The following is a 13776-nucleotide window of genomic DNA, read 5'->3' on the forward strand; positions in this document are numbered from 1 at the left end:
ACCACCGATGACTTCACCTGTCCGGGCCTTGGCACACCTCCCCTAACGACCCGACAAGCCCAAAGTCACCGGTATTGGGGCTAGCCGACCGTTTCCACCGCCACCTGCTCGCGCGGCACGTCCTGCGCGTCGGCGGCGGTGGAGCGGCGCAGCGCCTCGTGCAGCCTTGCCGGGGTGAGGACGCCCAGGAAGCGGCCGACGCTCCCCTCGTCGATGACCGCGATCCACCCCGCGTCATGCTGAAGCATCGTGGCGAAGGCATGCTTGAGCGAGGCCCCGACGGGCAGCCAGGCCTCCATCCGGCGGGCGTGCCGGCGTACGGAACCGGTTGCGGACGCCGCCCGTTCCGCCGAGATCCAGCCGTGCAGATTGTCGTCGCCGTCCAGGACCACGGCCCAACGCGCGTCCTCTGCCCGCAGTTTCGCGGCGGCCTTCCCGACCGGGTCGTCGAGGTGCACGATGGGCGGCTGCTCCAGGTCGCCCGGCTCGATCGGGGTCACCGAGAGCCGCTTGAGGCCCCGGTCCGCGCCGACGAAGTCCGCCACGTACGGGGTGGCGGGCGCGCCCAGCAAGGTGGCCGGCGGATCGAACTGCTCGATGCGCCCCCGTCCGTACACGGCGATCCGGTCGCCGAGCCGGACCGCCTCCTCGATGTCGTGGGTGACAAAGAGGACGGTCTTGCGGACGGCCTTCTGGAGCGCGAGGAACTCGTTCTGCAGATGCTCCCGGACGACCGGGTCGACCGCCCCGAACGGCTCGTCCATCAGCAGTACGGGTGGATCGGCCGCCAGCGCCCTGGCCACCCCGACGCGCTGCCGCTGGCCGCCGGAGAGCTGCTCCGGGTAGCGGTCGCCGTACACGGCAGGGTCCAGGCCCACCAGATCGAGGAGTTCGGCGGCGCGCTCCCGGCCCTTGGCACGCTTCCAGCCGAGGAGGTGGGGGACGGTCGCGGTGTTCTCCAGGACCGTTTTGTGCGGGAACAGGCCGACTTGCTGGATGACATAGCCGATACGGCGGCGGAGACGGACCGGGTCGATGGCGGATATGTCGTCGCCGTCGAGGAATATCCGGCCCTCGGTCGGCTCGATCAGCCGGTTCACCATCTTCATGGTGGTCGTCTTGCCGCAGCCCGACGGTCCGACGAGCGTGACGAGTTCACCCTCGGCGACCTCGAAGGAAAGGTCGTCGACTGCGGTTGTTCCGTCGTCGTACCGCTTGGTGACGTGCTCGAATCGGATCATGGTTCCCCATTGTCGCCGAGTTGTCGCCGCGTGCGGCCAAGGTTGTGTGAAGGCCGTGTTGCTGGACTGAGACGACTCTCGGTGATTGTCAGAGGTCGGGGTTAGGGTCGGAGACCTGAGGAGGGGGTGGACGCAATGGCCGCGCAGAACTGCCTGGTGACGAACGACTGGATCTGCTGGGAGTACGTCCGCTCCCGCAGCCAGGAGCTGACGGACGCGACCGTGCAGCATGTCTGGATCACGGTGGTTTCGGTGCTGATCGGGCTGGCGGTCGCATTCCCGCTTGCGCTGCTGGCGCGGCGCAGCCGGAGGTTCGCCGGCACGGTCCTGGGACTGACGACCGTGCTCTACACGATTCCCTCACTCGCCATGTTCTCGCTGCTGCTTCCGGTGTTCGGGCTGTCGGCCGCCCTGGTCATCACCGGCCTGGTGCTCTATTCACTGACGATCCTCGTGCGGAACATCCTGGCCGGCCTCGAAGCGGTGCCCGCGGAGGCCCGGGACGCCGCGAAGGGCATGGGGTACGGGGCGGGCCGGCTGCTCTGGGAGGTCGAACTGCCACTCGCGCTGCCCGCGTTGCTGGCCGGCGTCCGGATCGCCACGGTGTCGACGGTCGCGCTGACGACCGTCGGGGCGATCGTCGACAAGGGCGGCCTGGGCAATCTCATCGAGGGCGCGCTGCCGAGCTTCTTCAAGGCGCAGATACTCGCCGCCTCCGTCCTGTGCGTACTGCTGGCCGTCGTCGCGGACCTGCTGCTCCTGGGACTTCAGCGGTTGCTGACGCCCTGGACCCGAATACGTACATCGCCCATACGTACGCCGCGCATCCGTACGCCTCGCCCGGCGAAGGCGGGCTGAGCGATGGGTGTACTGGCCGACGCGTGGACATGGCTGACCACCGGCAGCCACTGGTCCGGCGAGGGCGGGGTCTGGAACCGGCTCGGCGAGCATGTGTACGTCAGCGGGGTGGCCCTCGCGCTGGCCTGCGCGATCGCGCTGCCGGTCGCGCTGTACCTCGGACACATCGGCAAGGGGGGTGCGCTCGCGGTCAACATCTCCAACGTGGGCCGGGCGATACCCGTCTTCGCGGTCCTGGCCCTGTTCATGGTCTCGCCGCTGCGCAGCGCCGGGTATCTGCCGACGATCACCGCGCTCGTGCTGTTCGCCGTACCGCCGCTGCTGACCAACGCCTACGTCGGCATGCGGGAGGTGGACCGGGCGGTGCTGGAGGCTGCCCGGGGGATGGGGATGTCAGGCCGCCAGGTGTTCGTCCGGGTCGAACTCCCCCTCGCCTACCCGATGGTCATGACCGGTCTGCGGTCCGCATCGGTCCAGGTGGTGGCCACCGCGACGATCGCCGCCATGGTGGGCCAGGGCGGGCTCGGCCGGATCATCACGGCCGGCTTCAACACGTACAACACCCCGCAGGTGGTCGCGGGCGCCCTGCTCGTCGCGCTGCTCGCCCTCCTCGTCGAGGGTGCGCTGGTGGCGGCGAACCGACTGTTCAGCCCACTGCGGCAGCACTGATTGGATGGAGAACCTCATGAGCAAGACCTCGCGCATAGCGGGTGCGGTACTCGGCGTGGCGGCTCTGACGGGCTCCCTTGCCGCGTGCGGCGGAGAAAGCCTGGAAAAGGAGAAGGACAGCGGCAGCGCGTCCGCCGGCGCGGGCGCGGGTGCCGGCGCGGGCAAGAAGGGCCCGCTGGTCATCGGCGCGGCCGGCTTCACCGAGTCCCAGGTACTGGCGGAGCTGTACGCGCAGATCCTCAAGGACGCGGGCTACGCCACGTCGGTCACCACCGTGAAGAACCGCGAGCTGTACGAACCCGCCCTGGAGAAGGGCGAGATCGACGTCGTACCGGAATATGCCGCGACGCTCGCGGAATTCCTCAATGCCAAGGTGAACGGCCCCAAGGCGCCGGAGGAGAAGCCGGTCGCCTCCAGCGACGCCGCCGCCACCGTCGCCGCGCTGGAGAAGCTCGGCACCCCGCTCGGTCTGAAGGCACTGCCGGCCGGCGAGGCCGTCGACCAGAACGCCTTCGCGGTGACCAAGGAATTCGCCGAGAAGAACAAGCTCAAGACCCTTTCCGATCTGGGCCGGTCCAAGGTCAAGGTGAAGATCGCGGCGGGCGACGAGTGCGAGATCCGTCCGTTCTGCGCGCCGGGCCTGAAGAAGACGTACGGCATCGACGTCGCCGGTATCGACCCCAAGGGCGTCGGCACTCCGCAGGCGAAGCAGGCGGTCAAGGACGGTGACGACCAGCTGGTCCTGACCACCACCACCGACGCGACGCTGGAAAGCTTCGGCCTGGTCCTTCTCGAGGACGACAAGAAGCTGCAGAACGCGGACAACGTACTGCCGGTGCTGAATGCCGAGGACGCCGGAGCACCCGGGATAGCAGAGGCGCTGGGCAGGCTCACGAAGGCGCTGACGACCGAGGATCTGGTCGAACTGAACCGCAAGGTGGACGCGGAGCGGGCCAAGCCGGCCGAGGCGGCGAAGGCATATCTGGAGTCGAAGGGTCTGCTGAAGTAGCAATCGCCGGGCGGGGCGGCGCGTAGGCAGATAACTCCCGGGAAACAGATTGCCGGGCGGGGCCCCACGCGCCGTCTACGCACGGTAAATTTCAGGCCATGCCACGTGGACGCCACCGCCATTCCCCACCCCTGCACAGGCTCCTCACGCCGTCGACGGTCGCCGGTGTGTCTCTCGCCTGCGCCGCCGTCGCCTGGCTGGTTGCGGAACCGGTGGCGCTCCGCCTGCTGGTCGCCGCGGCGGCAGCCGCCGCGGTCGTCGGCGCCGCCCTCATGCGCAGCTGGGACCGCGTGGCCGGCCGCAAGGTCGCCGAGCTCACCCGGGCGCGGGCGGCCGACGAATGGAAGACCGACGAGCGAATAGCCGAGCTCGAGGCCGACCTCGAGGAATCCCGCGAGCTGCGCACCCGCCTGGACGCGAAACTGCGCGCCAAGCGGTTGGAGTTGGCGGGCCTGCGCGGTGAGCACGCCGAGCTGCTGCGCCGGTACGCCACGGCGGAGACCGAGCGCGCCGGCGCGCTGGAAGGCCGCCGGCTGCTCGCCATCGAAGCCGCGTCCCCGGCGAAGGAACTGCCAGCCGTCTCCGCAGACCGCACCGCGAGCGGCGCGCCGACCCCCGCCGCGTACGCTCGCGCGGCCGAAGCCCTCCGCCACCTCACCCGCAACGCCGCCGCGCAGGAAGCGCGGTGCACGGTCGAGGAGGCCCGCCGCCGCGACCTCGCGGAGCGCGCGCGGGAGGCGGAGGAGCCGCAGGGGAAGCACGCGGCGGCCGCAGGCGCCGAACACACGCGCCCGTCGTCCGCCCTCCCCGCCCGCCGCCCGGTCCCGGCCGCCACGGCGATCGCCCCGTACGCACCGGTCCGCCGCTCCGCCTCGCGCATCGAGGGCGGCTTCGACTTCTTCGGTACGAAGGCGGGCGCGAAGGCCGCCATCGAGGCCGTCCAGAACGAGGACCTCGCCGACGTGGTCGGCGCGGAAGCACTGGCCGCGCACAAGGCCGAGGCAGGCGCCGGCGAGTTCAAGGCACTCCCGCCCGCGAACCGCACGGTCGGCCAGGTCATCGACCTCACGGCACACGACGAGACGGAACAGATCGACGTGGCGCAGCTCCGCACCGCGATCTCCTGATCGCCGAAGTCCGTGCCGGAGAGCTCCCGGCCCTGCGGGACGAGCTGATCGCGCTCTGCGCCCAGGTGTTCTTCGGCCCGCCGTGGCACGAACCGCCGGAGCGATCCGTACGACGGACGTTCACCCTGGCCGAGCTCGCGGTCTCCCCGGCGCACCAGGGCAAGGGCCTGGGCCGCGCCCTCCACGACGCGCTCCTGGCCGGCACCTCCACGCCCAGACTCCTGCTGACCCTGCCCGTCGGGGAGTTGCCCGACCGCTATGCCCGCTGGGGCCGGCGGCGCTGGACGGCGGTCGCGGTGACCGGCCAGCCGGGGGAGAGCTCCCGGTCAGCACTCTCGTGATCAGTCGCCCCGGGGGCGCCAGTCGGCCGCCTGGCGTACGGCGAGCGTGGCTCCCCAGAGCCAGAGCAGCAGGCTGAGCACACCGACCACCGCCGCGCTCAGCGCAAGGAACGTTCCTGAGACGAAGGAAGCGCCGTTGGCGGTTGTCGGCCCGGCGATCCAGACGCCGACGAATTCGCCCACCAGTGCGGCGAGCATCAGTGGCACGAACACCGTCCATGCGGCGATGTTCCAGAAGAAGCCGCGGTTGCCGGTCAGCACGCTGAGGGGGGCGAGAGCCTTTCCGTGGCGGAGCATCTCGGTCAGTCCGCCGAAGCCTGCGGCGGCGGCCAGAATGCCAATCCCCACGAGTCCGAGCAGAGCGATCCAGCGTCCCTGATCTCTGTTCGAGACCGCGACGGGCAACCACTCTGCCCCGATGCTGTCCACGTGTGCCCCGGTGGGAAACGCTCGGTAGGCAGCCCGCTTGATCGCTGGAACCGACAGGTCTTCGCGCTCCGGAGAGAGCATGACCAGTCCTTGCGCGTCCGCGCTCGCAGCGGCCTCGGCCACGTCTCCTCGCTGCACAGCGACATCGCCGTACCACTGGATGAGTTCGCGTACCCGCGGGTCCCGGGGCACACCCTCAAGCCGGGTCACGGAGGCCGGACAGGGCAGGTGCATGAGCTTCAAGGACTCGCACGGACCGGTGAAGACCAGCTGCTCCGCCCCTGGTGGGGAGACGAGCGCCAGGGCTGCGGCGCCCTGCAGCGACTCCCGGAGGAAGCTGCTCACGGACGCAGAATCGGTCGGGCCGCCCGGTCGCACCACGAGGGCGCTGCTGCCGATTCTCGCCTTGGTGGCCTCGGCTGCCTGAGCCTGTGAACCGAAGAGGCCCTGCCAGGCGACGATCTGGACGAGAAGAGTGAGAGCCACGACCACCCCCGCCGTCATCCTGGCGATGGGGCGCGGGTGGCTGCTCGCCCGCTGCCCGGCCACGAGCAGACCGGGACGGCCCCACGAGCGGCCGGCCCTGGCCAGCAGGCCGCCCAGTTTGGACGTGCCCACCGCGACCGCCGCGGGCAAAGTCGCCAAGGTACCTGCCACACCACACCAGTTGATCAATGTGTAGGCGGAGGTCCCCGGGGTGACGAAGTCCGGTCCGCGCACCGCCACCAGAATCATGACCGGGCAGAGCACGGCCCAGAGGACGGGGGATCGCCTGGCCGCGGCCGGGCGAGTGCTGCGGCCGGGACGCCGGGAAACCTGGTCGGCGACGACGGCCACGACCAGCACCAGGGCAACGGCGCACAAAGGCGCGAGTAGCAGCGGCACCAGGGCCCGTTGGGTGTCGGTGAGCGAGAGAGTGAAGCCGACCCACGGCAGGCGGTAACTCACCACCAGCGAACCCAGGATGGGCAGGAAGGCCAGGACGCCGCCCCAGCACGTGGCGCGCCACGCCTCCCCGACCGCGATGAGGGCGCGGTCGCGCGCGCTGCCGCCCAGGACAGCGATCAACGCGGTCCGCCGGTCCCTGGCCTGGGAGCCCGACCGCACGGCCACCGTCAGCAGAACGACCGCCGGCAGCAGGAGCAGCCCCGCCACCATCGACTGAAACACCCACTGCGCCTTGTAGTCCTGGGACGCACCGGCGGCGTTCCGCCCCTGGCCCAGATCCTGGCCGTAGCCGACGATCACATTCTGATCGGGGCCTTCCGTGACGGGGGTTGGCTCACGAAGCGGCCGGACATAGACCGCACGCTCCTCCGGGTCCGCCAGACCCTCTTCCCCAATGATTCCGGCAAGGCGTCCGTAGCGTTCAGCGATCTTCTCCGAGGCGCCCGATCGCAGCAGGGCGGGTGACAGCACCGCCTCCCCGGGCTCGGGCCATTCCCGCACTCCCGGCGGCAGCGGCGCATCCGCGGTGAGGGGGGAGATGAAGAACACGGGGAACTGGCCGCTGCCCTGGAGCGAGTCGTAGCCCTTCTCCCAGACCGCGGCAGCGGGCAGGTCCGGGCGTACCACGCGATCAACGGGCCCGCGTGCTGCCTCCCGCGACTCTTGACCGGCATACGAGGCGTGGACCACAACGAACGCCGCCAGCCCCACCGCCAGAGACGCAGTGGCACACAGCAGCGCCAGGAATCTCATCCCGCCCGACTCGGCGCGCCGGCCCGCCGCCTTACCGATCCGCAGGAGGTGCCGTCGCCTGTCCAGGGCGCTCATCGTGCGCCCGCCGGATCAATGACGGGCGAGAGCTTGCCCTCTTCCAGCCGCACCATCCGATCGGCCCGTCGCGCCACATCAGTGTCGTGAGTGGCCACGAGAAGCCCGCAGTTGTGCCGGGCGGGCATGGCGAACAGCAGCTCGGCGACCCGGTCACGCGACGCCCGGTCCAACGCACCGGTCGGCTCATCGGCGAGCAGCAGCGTGGGCGAGTTGATCAGTGCGCGGGCCACGGCGGTGCGCTGGCGCTCTCCACCGGACAGGTCTTGCGTGGCAGTGCCCGCGGGCACTCCGAGTTCCTCCAGAAGTGAGGCCGCCCGGCTGTACGCCTCGGTACGGTCGGTGCCGGCCAGGAGCGCCGCCAGGGCAACGTTGTCCACCGGCGTCAGTTCCGGCAGGAGCTCACCGAACTGGAAGACCATGCCGATGGCACGGCTTCTGTGCACGGCCAGAGCCTTGCCCTTCATACCGCCCATCGAGGCGCCGGCTACCTCCACCGCACCGGATTCAGGGCGAACCAGCCCCAGGACACACGACAGAAGCGTGCTCTTTCCCGACCCGCTGGGCCCGGTGACCGCGACCGACTCTCCCCGGCACACAGCGAGGTCCAGTCCCGCGAACAGCGACCGCCCAGCGACGCTGTAGCGCAACTCGCTGACGCCCAGCACCGGCCGCGCGTCGGCCACAAGGGCCGCACTGTCACCATGCATCTGGCTTCCTTCTTCTTGCCAAGGGGAAGTGCGGGGACCCTCCGTCAAGCAGGCCGGTCCCCGCACCACACTGAGTGCTAGCCCTGTCCGTGCCAGACAGTGCAGTCGTCCGGGTTCCAGTCGATGGCGACGCATGCCTGCAACTCATCGACAGGGTTGGCCGGTTGGTTCGAGCTGTAGGTGGTCGTACCGTAACCGCTGGAGTTCCTCAGCTCGAGACCGTCAGCGTTTCGACGGTTGTAGTTCGCATAGACCTCTTTACTGTCTCGAGCCGTGTCAGCCACCGCGATCTGGCCGCGACTCCCGGCGCTCCACGACTTCACGCCCGTTCTCTGCGCGGAAAGGTCCTTGGCGAGCGCAGGTGACGCACCTATTGCTGCGGCGCCAACGACCGTAAAGAGCATGGCCTTAGCCACGGTCTTTCGCATGTGCATTGGGATGAAACTCCTCTAGGGATTGGATGCAAAGCGCCCAGCCCGAGGGGCCTCAGTACGTGCGTTCGATTCCCCCCGGATCTCGGGTGATTCAACACGGCGTCGCAACCCCCGTCAACCACCCTTCGCTCTGGCTCCGTTATAGCTAGCTACTACTTTCAGCCACTGTTTATTCATCTGGGTCCAGTCGGCTGAGAGCCGCGGGTCGAACTTTGCGGGCGAGGCCGTTTATTGCTTGGCGCACGAAGTTCGGCCTGTGCTACCACTTCGGGGTTTGCTAACGCTGATCACGAAACCCGCGAAGGGCTGGAACACATCGTGCTCGGAGACCTGGTTAAGCTGCGCCCGATGGGGCCGTCGGATGCTGAGGCGCTGTGGCGGTGGAACCACGACCCCGACGTCATGCGGTGGATGGACGACGGCTACGCCCAGCCGCTGGCCCAGGTCGAGAAGTGGATGGCCGAGCGGCCGCGCAATACGTACGGCGACGTGCTGTTCGGGATAGAGGTACTCGCCGACGCGAAGCTCATCGGCCTGGTCGCCCTGCACGACGCCGAGCCGGAAACGGGATGCGCCACGCTCGACATCTACCTCGGCGAGAAGGATTACTGGGGGCGCGGCTACGCCACCGACGCGATGCGGACGATCTGCCGCTACGGCTTCGAGGACATGCGGCTGCACAAGATCACGCTAACGGTAGTCACCGAGAACCACGCCGCTCGCCGCGTCTACCAGAAGGTCGGCTTCGTAGACGAGGGCAGGCTGCGCCAGGTCTTCCGACGCGACGGCAAGTGGTACGACCAGTTCACGATGGGCATGCTGGAAGGCGAACTCCGCTGACAGGCTAGGAGACTCGGCGTTGGCGGCAGTCGCTGCAATGACCTGGCTCGTGTGACCGGAAGGCGCGTTCGCAGCCCGGGCAGTTCTGCAGGGGTTCCGGGAGGGAGCCTCTTGGTTCAGGCGCGCGGGGCGCGGGGAGCGCGGGTGGCAGCCATTCGGCGAGCCGGTGGGCGAGCAGTTTGGCCGGCCGGTGGATGATGCCCACGGGGAGCGTGCTGGTGAGCGTGCGACGGACCTGCCCGGGGAGTACGCCCCGCTCCAGCCAGGCGGCCACGCCCGGTACGAGCTGGGAGATGTCCCGTACGGAGAGCGTGAGCCGGGGGTCCGCGCTGCGGAGGCCGGCGAGCAGGTCGGCGGCGGGCTGGTGCAGAACGGGATCGACCGGCGGGGGCGGTGACGTTGGCGTGGGTGTGGGTGTGGGCGTGGGCGGTTTGGGGTCCGGCTCGGGCTCGGGGCGAGGGGGCTCGGGCTTCGGCGCGGGCTCGCGAGGCGCTGACTCCCGGTGGCCGGGGTGCTCGTAGTACGTCGTACGCGTGACGATCCGCTGAGCCGGTGTCCGTTCCTTCCACCGCAGGAGATACCCCGCCTCCTCCAGCTCCCGCAGCGCGCCTGCGATGCGGTACTCGCTCTCCGGGAAGCGCTCGGCCAGCGCCTTGATGCCGACCCTCGCGCCGTCGGGCAGCGACTGGATGCGTACGGCGATACCGATCGCCATCGCGGAGAGGGTGGGGTGCTGGGCGAGATGGTTGCCGACCACGGTGAAGTGGGTCTCGTGGTGGTGGCGGACGTGGACGACGCCGGAGGCGTGCGCGATAGACTCAGCTGAAGTCATCGGGAAGGGTCTTCTTCCTGGTGATCAGGCCCTCGGCTTTGGGATGCCAGTCCCGCCGGGGGCCGTTGCTTTGTGAGGTTGTGACGCGAACGTACCGCGCCGCCTCCGGCATATTCCACTCCGTCACCCGATGTGATGACGTGAGGAGTTGGGGAGTGGGAGGGGAGGGTTTGGAAGTTTCTTTCCCTGTTTCTTTAGGAGGCGTCGGGGTCCTCCGCGTCGTCCGCCACCGGATCGCGGGGATCGTGATGCGGCAAACGATCACCGCGCGAGACGGCCACCCGCAGGCAGTCGTGGAGCGCCTCGGCGAGCCGCATGGAAAGGAAACGAAACTCCGTGCTGGGGACGCTGGGCGCGCGGAACATCAGGCGGGCGTGGGTGAGGAGTTCCTCGCTGACGGAGAGCTGCATTTCCTCGATCCGGTCGGCGAGTTCGGAGACCGGGCCGGTGCCGTCGGTGGACAGGTAACAGGGAGCGCCGTCGGGCCGCGCCCAGGGCAGAAGCCGGTGTGCGGAATTCGTCGTCATGTCACCAACGGTGACAGTCAGTAGCTATCGTGGAGAGGTGCGACGGCGTCAGGCGACCGCACAGTCCGTGCAGTGCGGAGGGGGTGCGGTGATGTCCCGCGAGAATCAACCACCGGTCAGCTTGCAGATGTTCGGCGAACTGGTGAAGTGCCGACGGGAGGGCAAGGGGTGGACGCAGGCTCGGCTGGGAAAGTCCCTGGGCTACTCCGAGTCCTGGGTGCGGAAACTGGAGAGTGGCGGCTACAAGCCGAAACCGGAACAGGTAGAGGTCCTGGAATTCGCCCTGGACGGTGACGGCTCGATCCGGAGGCTGGCGAAGTTCCTGGTCCGGGACGGCTTCCCAGAGTGGTTCGCGGAGTATGCGAATCTGGAGGCGGAGGCGATCGTGCTCCAGTCGTACAACACGCATGTACTGCACGGGCTGTTGCAGACCGAGGCGTACGCCCGGGCGGTGCTCGCGGCCCGTGTTCCGGCATCCCGCGTGGAAGAGGCGGAGCGCTGGCTCCAGGCCCGGATGTCCCGCAAGGAGATCTTCGACCGCACGCCGCTGCCCACTCTCACCTTCGTCATCGAGGCATGGGTGCTGATGCGGCCGGTCGGCGGGCGAGCCGTGATGAAGGAGCAGCTGCGGCATCTTCTGGAACTGGGACAGCTGCCGAACGTCTCGATCCAGGTCATGCCGATCGAATGCGAGGCGCACGCCGGATTCGACGGTCCGATGACCCTGCTTGAAACGCCCGACCATCGGATCGCGGGCTACGCAGAAGGGCAGGTGAAGAGCAGGGTGATCACCAACCCGCATGAAGTCAGCATCATGGTGCAGCGCTATGGCACACTCCGCAGTCAGGCCCTGACCATCGGCGAATCAGCCCGTTTTATCCAGGAGTTGGAGCAACAGCTATGAGTGCCGACCTTGCGTGGTTCACCTCCAGCTACAGCGGCAGCGACGGCGGCGAATGCGTCGAGGTCGCCGTCGAGTGGCGCACCTCCAGCTACAGCGGCAGCGGTGGCGGCGAGTGCGTAGAGGTCGCCACCTGCTCCGGCGCGGTCCACGTCCGGGACTCCAAGGACCGCACCCGCCCCGGCCTGACCGTCGCCCCCGCCCAGTGGGCGGCGTTCACCGGCTTCGTCTCCGACCCTCGGGTAGCTTGGCGAGTGTGACTGCCCAGGCCATCGAAGAGGTCCGGCTGACCCTCGTCGGGCGGCAGCACCGGAAGTGACCTCGTTGCACACGCCGCCAACAAGCGACGGCTGCGGCGACCTCAACATCCTCGTGGAGCGGGACCGGTATCTGGCTCGTACGTCCGGTATCGAGGCCACCGTCTGGAACTTGGACGAGCTGCTGAAGGCGCACGCGTGACTCTCGTGCGCCCCGCCCGGCATCGCGAGTTTCTCGCCTTGCCCCGGACCGATGCGGACCGCACGCTGGACGTATGACGTTTCCGGGCGAGTCGGCCGAGTACCGGGCCGCACGCGATCGGCTGCTCCTGCAGGAGGTCGCGCTGCGCCGCGCCACCGAGGCGGTGGCCGCAACGAGGCGCAAGCTGCCACCGGGTGGAGTGGTCACCGAGGACTATGTGTTCCAGGGGGTGGGAGCGGACGGCGCTCCGACCGATGTGCGGCTGTCCGAGCTGTTCGCGCCCGGCAAGGACTCGCTGGTGATCTACAGCTTCATGTTCCCGCGCCACTCCGGCGACGACCGGCCGGGGCCGACGACCGGGCGCACGGCGCAGCTGAAGCTCGAAGAGGGCCCGTGCCCGTCGTGCACGGCATTGCTCGATCAGCTCGACGGCGCCGTGGAGCATGCTGCTCCGCACCTCAACTTCGCGGTCGTGGCGAAGGCGCCGCTGCCGCGACTTCTCGACTTCGCCGAAGAGCGTGGCTGGCGACGGCTGCGGCTGCTGTCCGCGGGCGGCAACACGTACCAGCGCGACTATCTCGCCGAGGCGGCGGACGGATCGGCGATGCCGATGCTGAACGTGTTCCGGCGCGACGGTGAGACGATCCGGCACTTCTGGGGCTCGGAGCTGCTGTACGCGCCCACCGAGCCCGGTCAGGATCCCCGCCATGTCGGCACCATCGAGCCGGTCTGGAACCTGTTCGATCTCACCCCCGAGGGGCGCGGCAGCGACTGGGACGAGCAGCTGAGCTACTAGGGCGCCGTTGGCTCGGCATCGTCCGCCTTCACACAAGCCTTTGGCTGTCAGTGCCGGCGGATAGCCTGCACTGACGTGAACTGGCAGGCCCACCCCGGGAGGACTCACGCCGTGCCCCGCAGCATCCCCGAGCCGCCTTTCGACTTGGAGGCGTTGATACCGGAGTTCGCCGGCCCCGCCAGGGAGACGATCCTGCTGTACCCGAGAAGCGGGGACCCTGGCGTACACGAGAGTTCCATGGGCGGCCCGCTGCTCTGGCCGGCCGGGGAACCCTGGCCGTACTGCACCCAGTCCGGGCACTCAATCTGAACAAGGTGGTCACGCACTGGCCGGACATGCTGCGGGTGGCCGGCTCCCTGGTGACCGGGCAGGGCCGCGCGTACGACCTGCTGCGGATGTTCGGCCGCGAGGGGCGGCCGATGCCGCTGGGCCAAGCCTTCGCCGAGTACGGGCGGATCGGCAAAACCCTGCACCTGCCACCGGGTCGTCGACCCGGTGGACGACACCTACCGCCGACAGATGAACCGGCAGCTCACCGTCCAGGAGTCCCGCCACAAGCTGGCCCGCGACATCTGTCACGGCCGGCGAGGAGTAGTGAAACGCCGACGGCGATTTCCCGGCCCGGGGCTTCCGGCGCCGCCGATGGCGCTCTGCTCGTGCGCTTTTGCCCGGCGTGTGGGGCCGCGTGGAGCTGCCGCCTGGGGGTATCGACGGCGTTTGTGGGACTACCAAGGGTTTCTGTTACCTCCTGCCCGGAATGTCTGCCTAGCCTCGGATGCAGAAGCGGTGATCAAGAGGGTCACCGGCGTCGACGCGAAGAGGTGCTG

General features: G+C 69.1%; 17 protein-coding genes and 1 pseudogene. 12 read left to right on the forward strand and 6 right to left on the reverse strand.

The features are described from left to right. Nucleotides 1–80 precede the first annotated feature (80 nt). The gene (locus NLX86_RS30685; protein WP_254375080.1) at nt 81–1241 is read right to left on the reverse strand and encodes an ABC transporter ATP-binding protein; all 1161 of its coding nucleotides are present in this window, start codon (nt 1239–1241) and stop codon (nt 81–83) included. Between the two features lie 135 nt (nt 1242–1376). On the opposite strand from NLX86_RS30685, the gene NLX86_RS30690 reads away from it, so the two are divergent. The 5 genes from NLX86_RS30690 to NLX86_RS30710 all read left to right on the forward strand — a co-directional run bounded on the left by NLX86_RS30690 (nt 1377) and on the right by NLX86_RS30710 (nt 5245). Then, nucleotides 1377–2099 carry an ABC transporter permease gene (locus tag NLX86_RS30690; RefSeq protein WP_254375081.1) on the forward strand — a complete coding sequence of 241 codons (723 nt, stop codon included), beginning with the start codon at nt 1377–1379 and terminating at the stop codon, nt 2097–2099. A 3-nt stretch (nt 2100–2102) separates the two neighbouring features. Further along, on the forward strand, nt 2103–2768 hold the full coding sequence (locus tag NLX86_RS30695) for an ABC transporter permease (protein WP_254375082.1): 666 nt from the start codon (nt 2103–2105) through the stop codon (nt 2766–2768). A gap of 16 nt (nt 2769–2784) precedes the next feature. Beyond that, complete coding sequence (locus NLX86_RS30700; RefSeq protein ID WP_254375083.1) at nt 2785–3777, forward strand: ABC transporter substrate-binding protein; 993 nt, start codon at nt 2785–2787, stop codon at nt 3775–3777. 98 nt (nt 3778–3875) lie between these two features. Continuing rightward, on the forward strand, nt 3876–4904 hold the full coding sequence (locus tag NLX86_RS30705) for a hypothetical protein (RefSeq protein WP_254375084.1): 1029 nt from the start codon (nt 3876–3878) through the stop codon (nt 4902–4904). Nucleotides 4905–4969: 65 nt separating this feature from the next. Further along, nucleotides 4970–5245 carry a GNAT family N-acetyltransferase gene (locus NLX86_RS30710; RefSeq protein WP_254375085.1) on the forward strand — a complete coding sequence of 92 codons (276 nt, stop codon included), beginning with the start codon at nt 4970–4972 and terminating at the stop codon, nt 5243–5245. Here the strand turns inward: NLX86_RS30710 and NLX86_RS30715 are convergent, their stop codons facing one another. The 3 genes from NLX86_RS30715 to NLX86_RS30725 all read right to left on the reverse strand — a co-directional run bounded on the left by NLX86_RS30715 (nt 5246) and on the right by NLX86_RS30725 (nt 8594). Continuing rightward, nucleotides 5246–7450 (reverse strand): ABC transporter permease, encoded by a 2205-nt coding sequence (locus NLX86_RS30715; protein WP_254375086.1) that lies wholly within the window; start codon nt 7448–7450, stop codon nt 5246–5248. After that, nucleotides 7447–8160: an ABC transporter ATP-binding protein gene (locus tag NLX86_RS30720; protein WP_254375087.1), complete on the reverse strand. Its 714-nt coding sequence runs from the start codon at nt 8158–8160 to the stop codon at nt 7447–7449. The genes NLX86_RS30715 and NLX86_RS30720 overlap by 4 nt, the downstream gene beginning before the upstream one ends. Before the next feature lie 77 nt (nt 8161–8237). Continuing rightward, entirely contained in the window at nt 8238–8594 is a 357-nt protein-coding gene (locus tag NLX86_RS30725; protein ID WP_254375088.1) for a hypothetical protein, read from the reverse strand. Nucleotides 8595–8942: 348 nt separating this feature from the next. Here NLX86_RS30725 and NLX86_RS30730 point away from each other — a divergent pair, with 348 nt between their 5' ends. Further along, on the forward strand, nt 8943–9434 hold the full coding sequence (locus tag NLX86_RS30730; RefSeq protein ID WP_254375089.1) for a GNAT family N-acetyltransferase: 492 nt from the start codon (nt 8943–8945) through the stop codon (nt 9432–9434). A 4-nt stretch (nt 9435–9438) separates the two neighbouring features. On the opposite strand, the gene NLX86_RS30735 is transcribed toward NLX86_RS30730, so the two are convergent. Beyond that, nucleotides 9439–10266 (reverse strand): helix-turn-helix domain-containing protein, encoded by an 828-nt coding sequence (locus NLX86_RS30735; RefSeq protein WP_254375090.1) that lies wholly within the window; start codon nt 10264–10266, stop codon nt 9439–9441. Nucleotides 10267–10460: 194 nt separating this feature from the next. Then, nucleotides 10461–10793, reverse strand: a complete 333-nt coding sequence (locus tag NLX86_RS30740; protein ID WP_254375091.1) for a hypothetical protein — start codon at nt 10791–10793, stop codon at nt 10461–10463. Between the two features lie 91 nt (nt 10794–10884). Here NLX86_RS30740 and NLX86_RS30745 point away from each other — a divergent pair, with 91 nt between their 5' ends. The 6 genes and pseudogenes from NLX86_RS30745 to NLX86_RS30770 form a co-directional block, all read left to right on the forward strand. Further along, nucleotides 10885–11697 carry a Scr1 family TA system antitoxin-like transcriptional regulator gene (locus NLX86_RS30745; RefSeq protein ID WP_254375092.1) on the forward strand — a complete coding sequence of 271 codons (813 nt, stop codon included), beginning with the start codon at nt 10885–10887 and terminating at the stop codon, nt 11695–11697. Further along, nucleotides 11694–11954 carry a DUF397 domain-containing protein gene (locus tag NLX86_RS30750; protein WP_254375093.1) on the forward strand — a complete coding sequence of 87 codons (261 nt, stop codon included), beginning with the start codon at nt 11694–11696 and terminating at the stop codon, nt 11952–11954. The genes NLX86_RS30745 and NLX86_RS30750 overlap by 4 nt, the downstream gene beginning before the upstream one ends. A 55-nt stretch (nt 11955–12009) precedes the next feature. Then, a complete protein-coding gene (locus NLX86_RS30755) occupies nt 12010–12153 on the forward strand; it encodes a hypothetical protein (protein WP_254375094.1) in 144 nt (47 codons plus the stop codon). Between the two features lie 73 nt (nt 12154–12226). Further along, entirely contained in the window at nt 12227–12949 is a 723-nt protein-coding gene (locus NLX86_RS30760; protein WP_254375095.1) for a DUF899 family protein, read from the forward strand. A 111-nt stretch (nt 12950–13060) separates the two neighbouring features. Further along, nucleotides 13061–13258: a hypothetical protein gene (locus tag NLX86_RS30765; RefSeq protein ID WP_254375096.1), complete on the forward strand. Its 198-nt coding sequence runs from the start codon at nt 13061–13063 to the stop codon at nt 13256–13258. Next, a pseudogene (locus NLX86_RS30770) lies at nt 13249–13561 on the forward strand (Tn3 family transposase); the annotation flags it as partial. The gene NLX86_RS30765 and the pseudogene NLX86_RS30770, both read left to right, overlap by 10 nt. Between the last annotated feature and the right edge of the window lie 215 nt (nt 13562–13776).

It is taken from the genome of Streptomyces sp. A3M-1-3, from assembly GCF_024213665.1.
Taxonomy (GTDB): domain Bacteria; phylum Actinomycetota; class Actinomycetes; order Streptomycetales; family Streptomycetaceae; genus Streptomyces.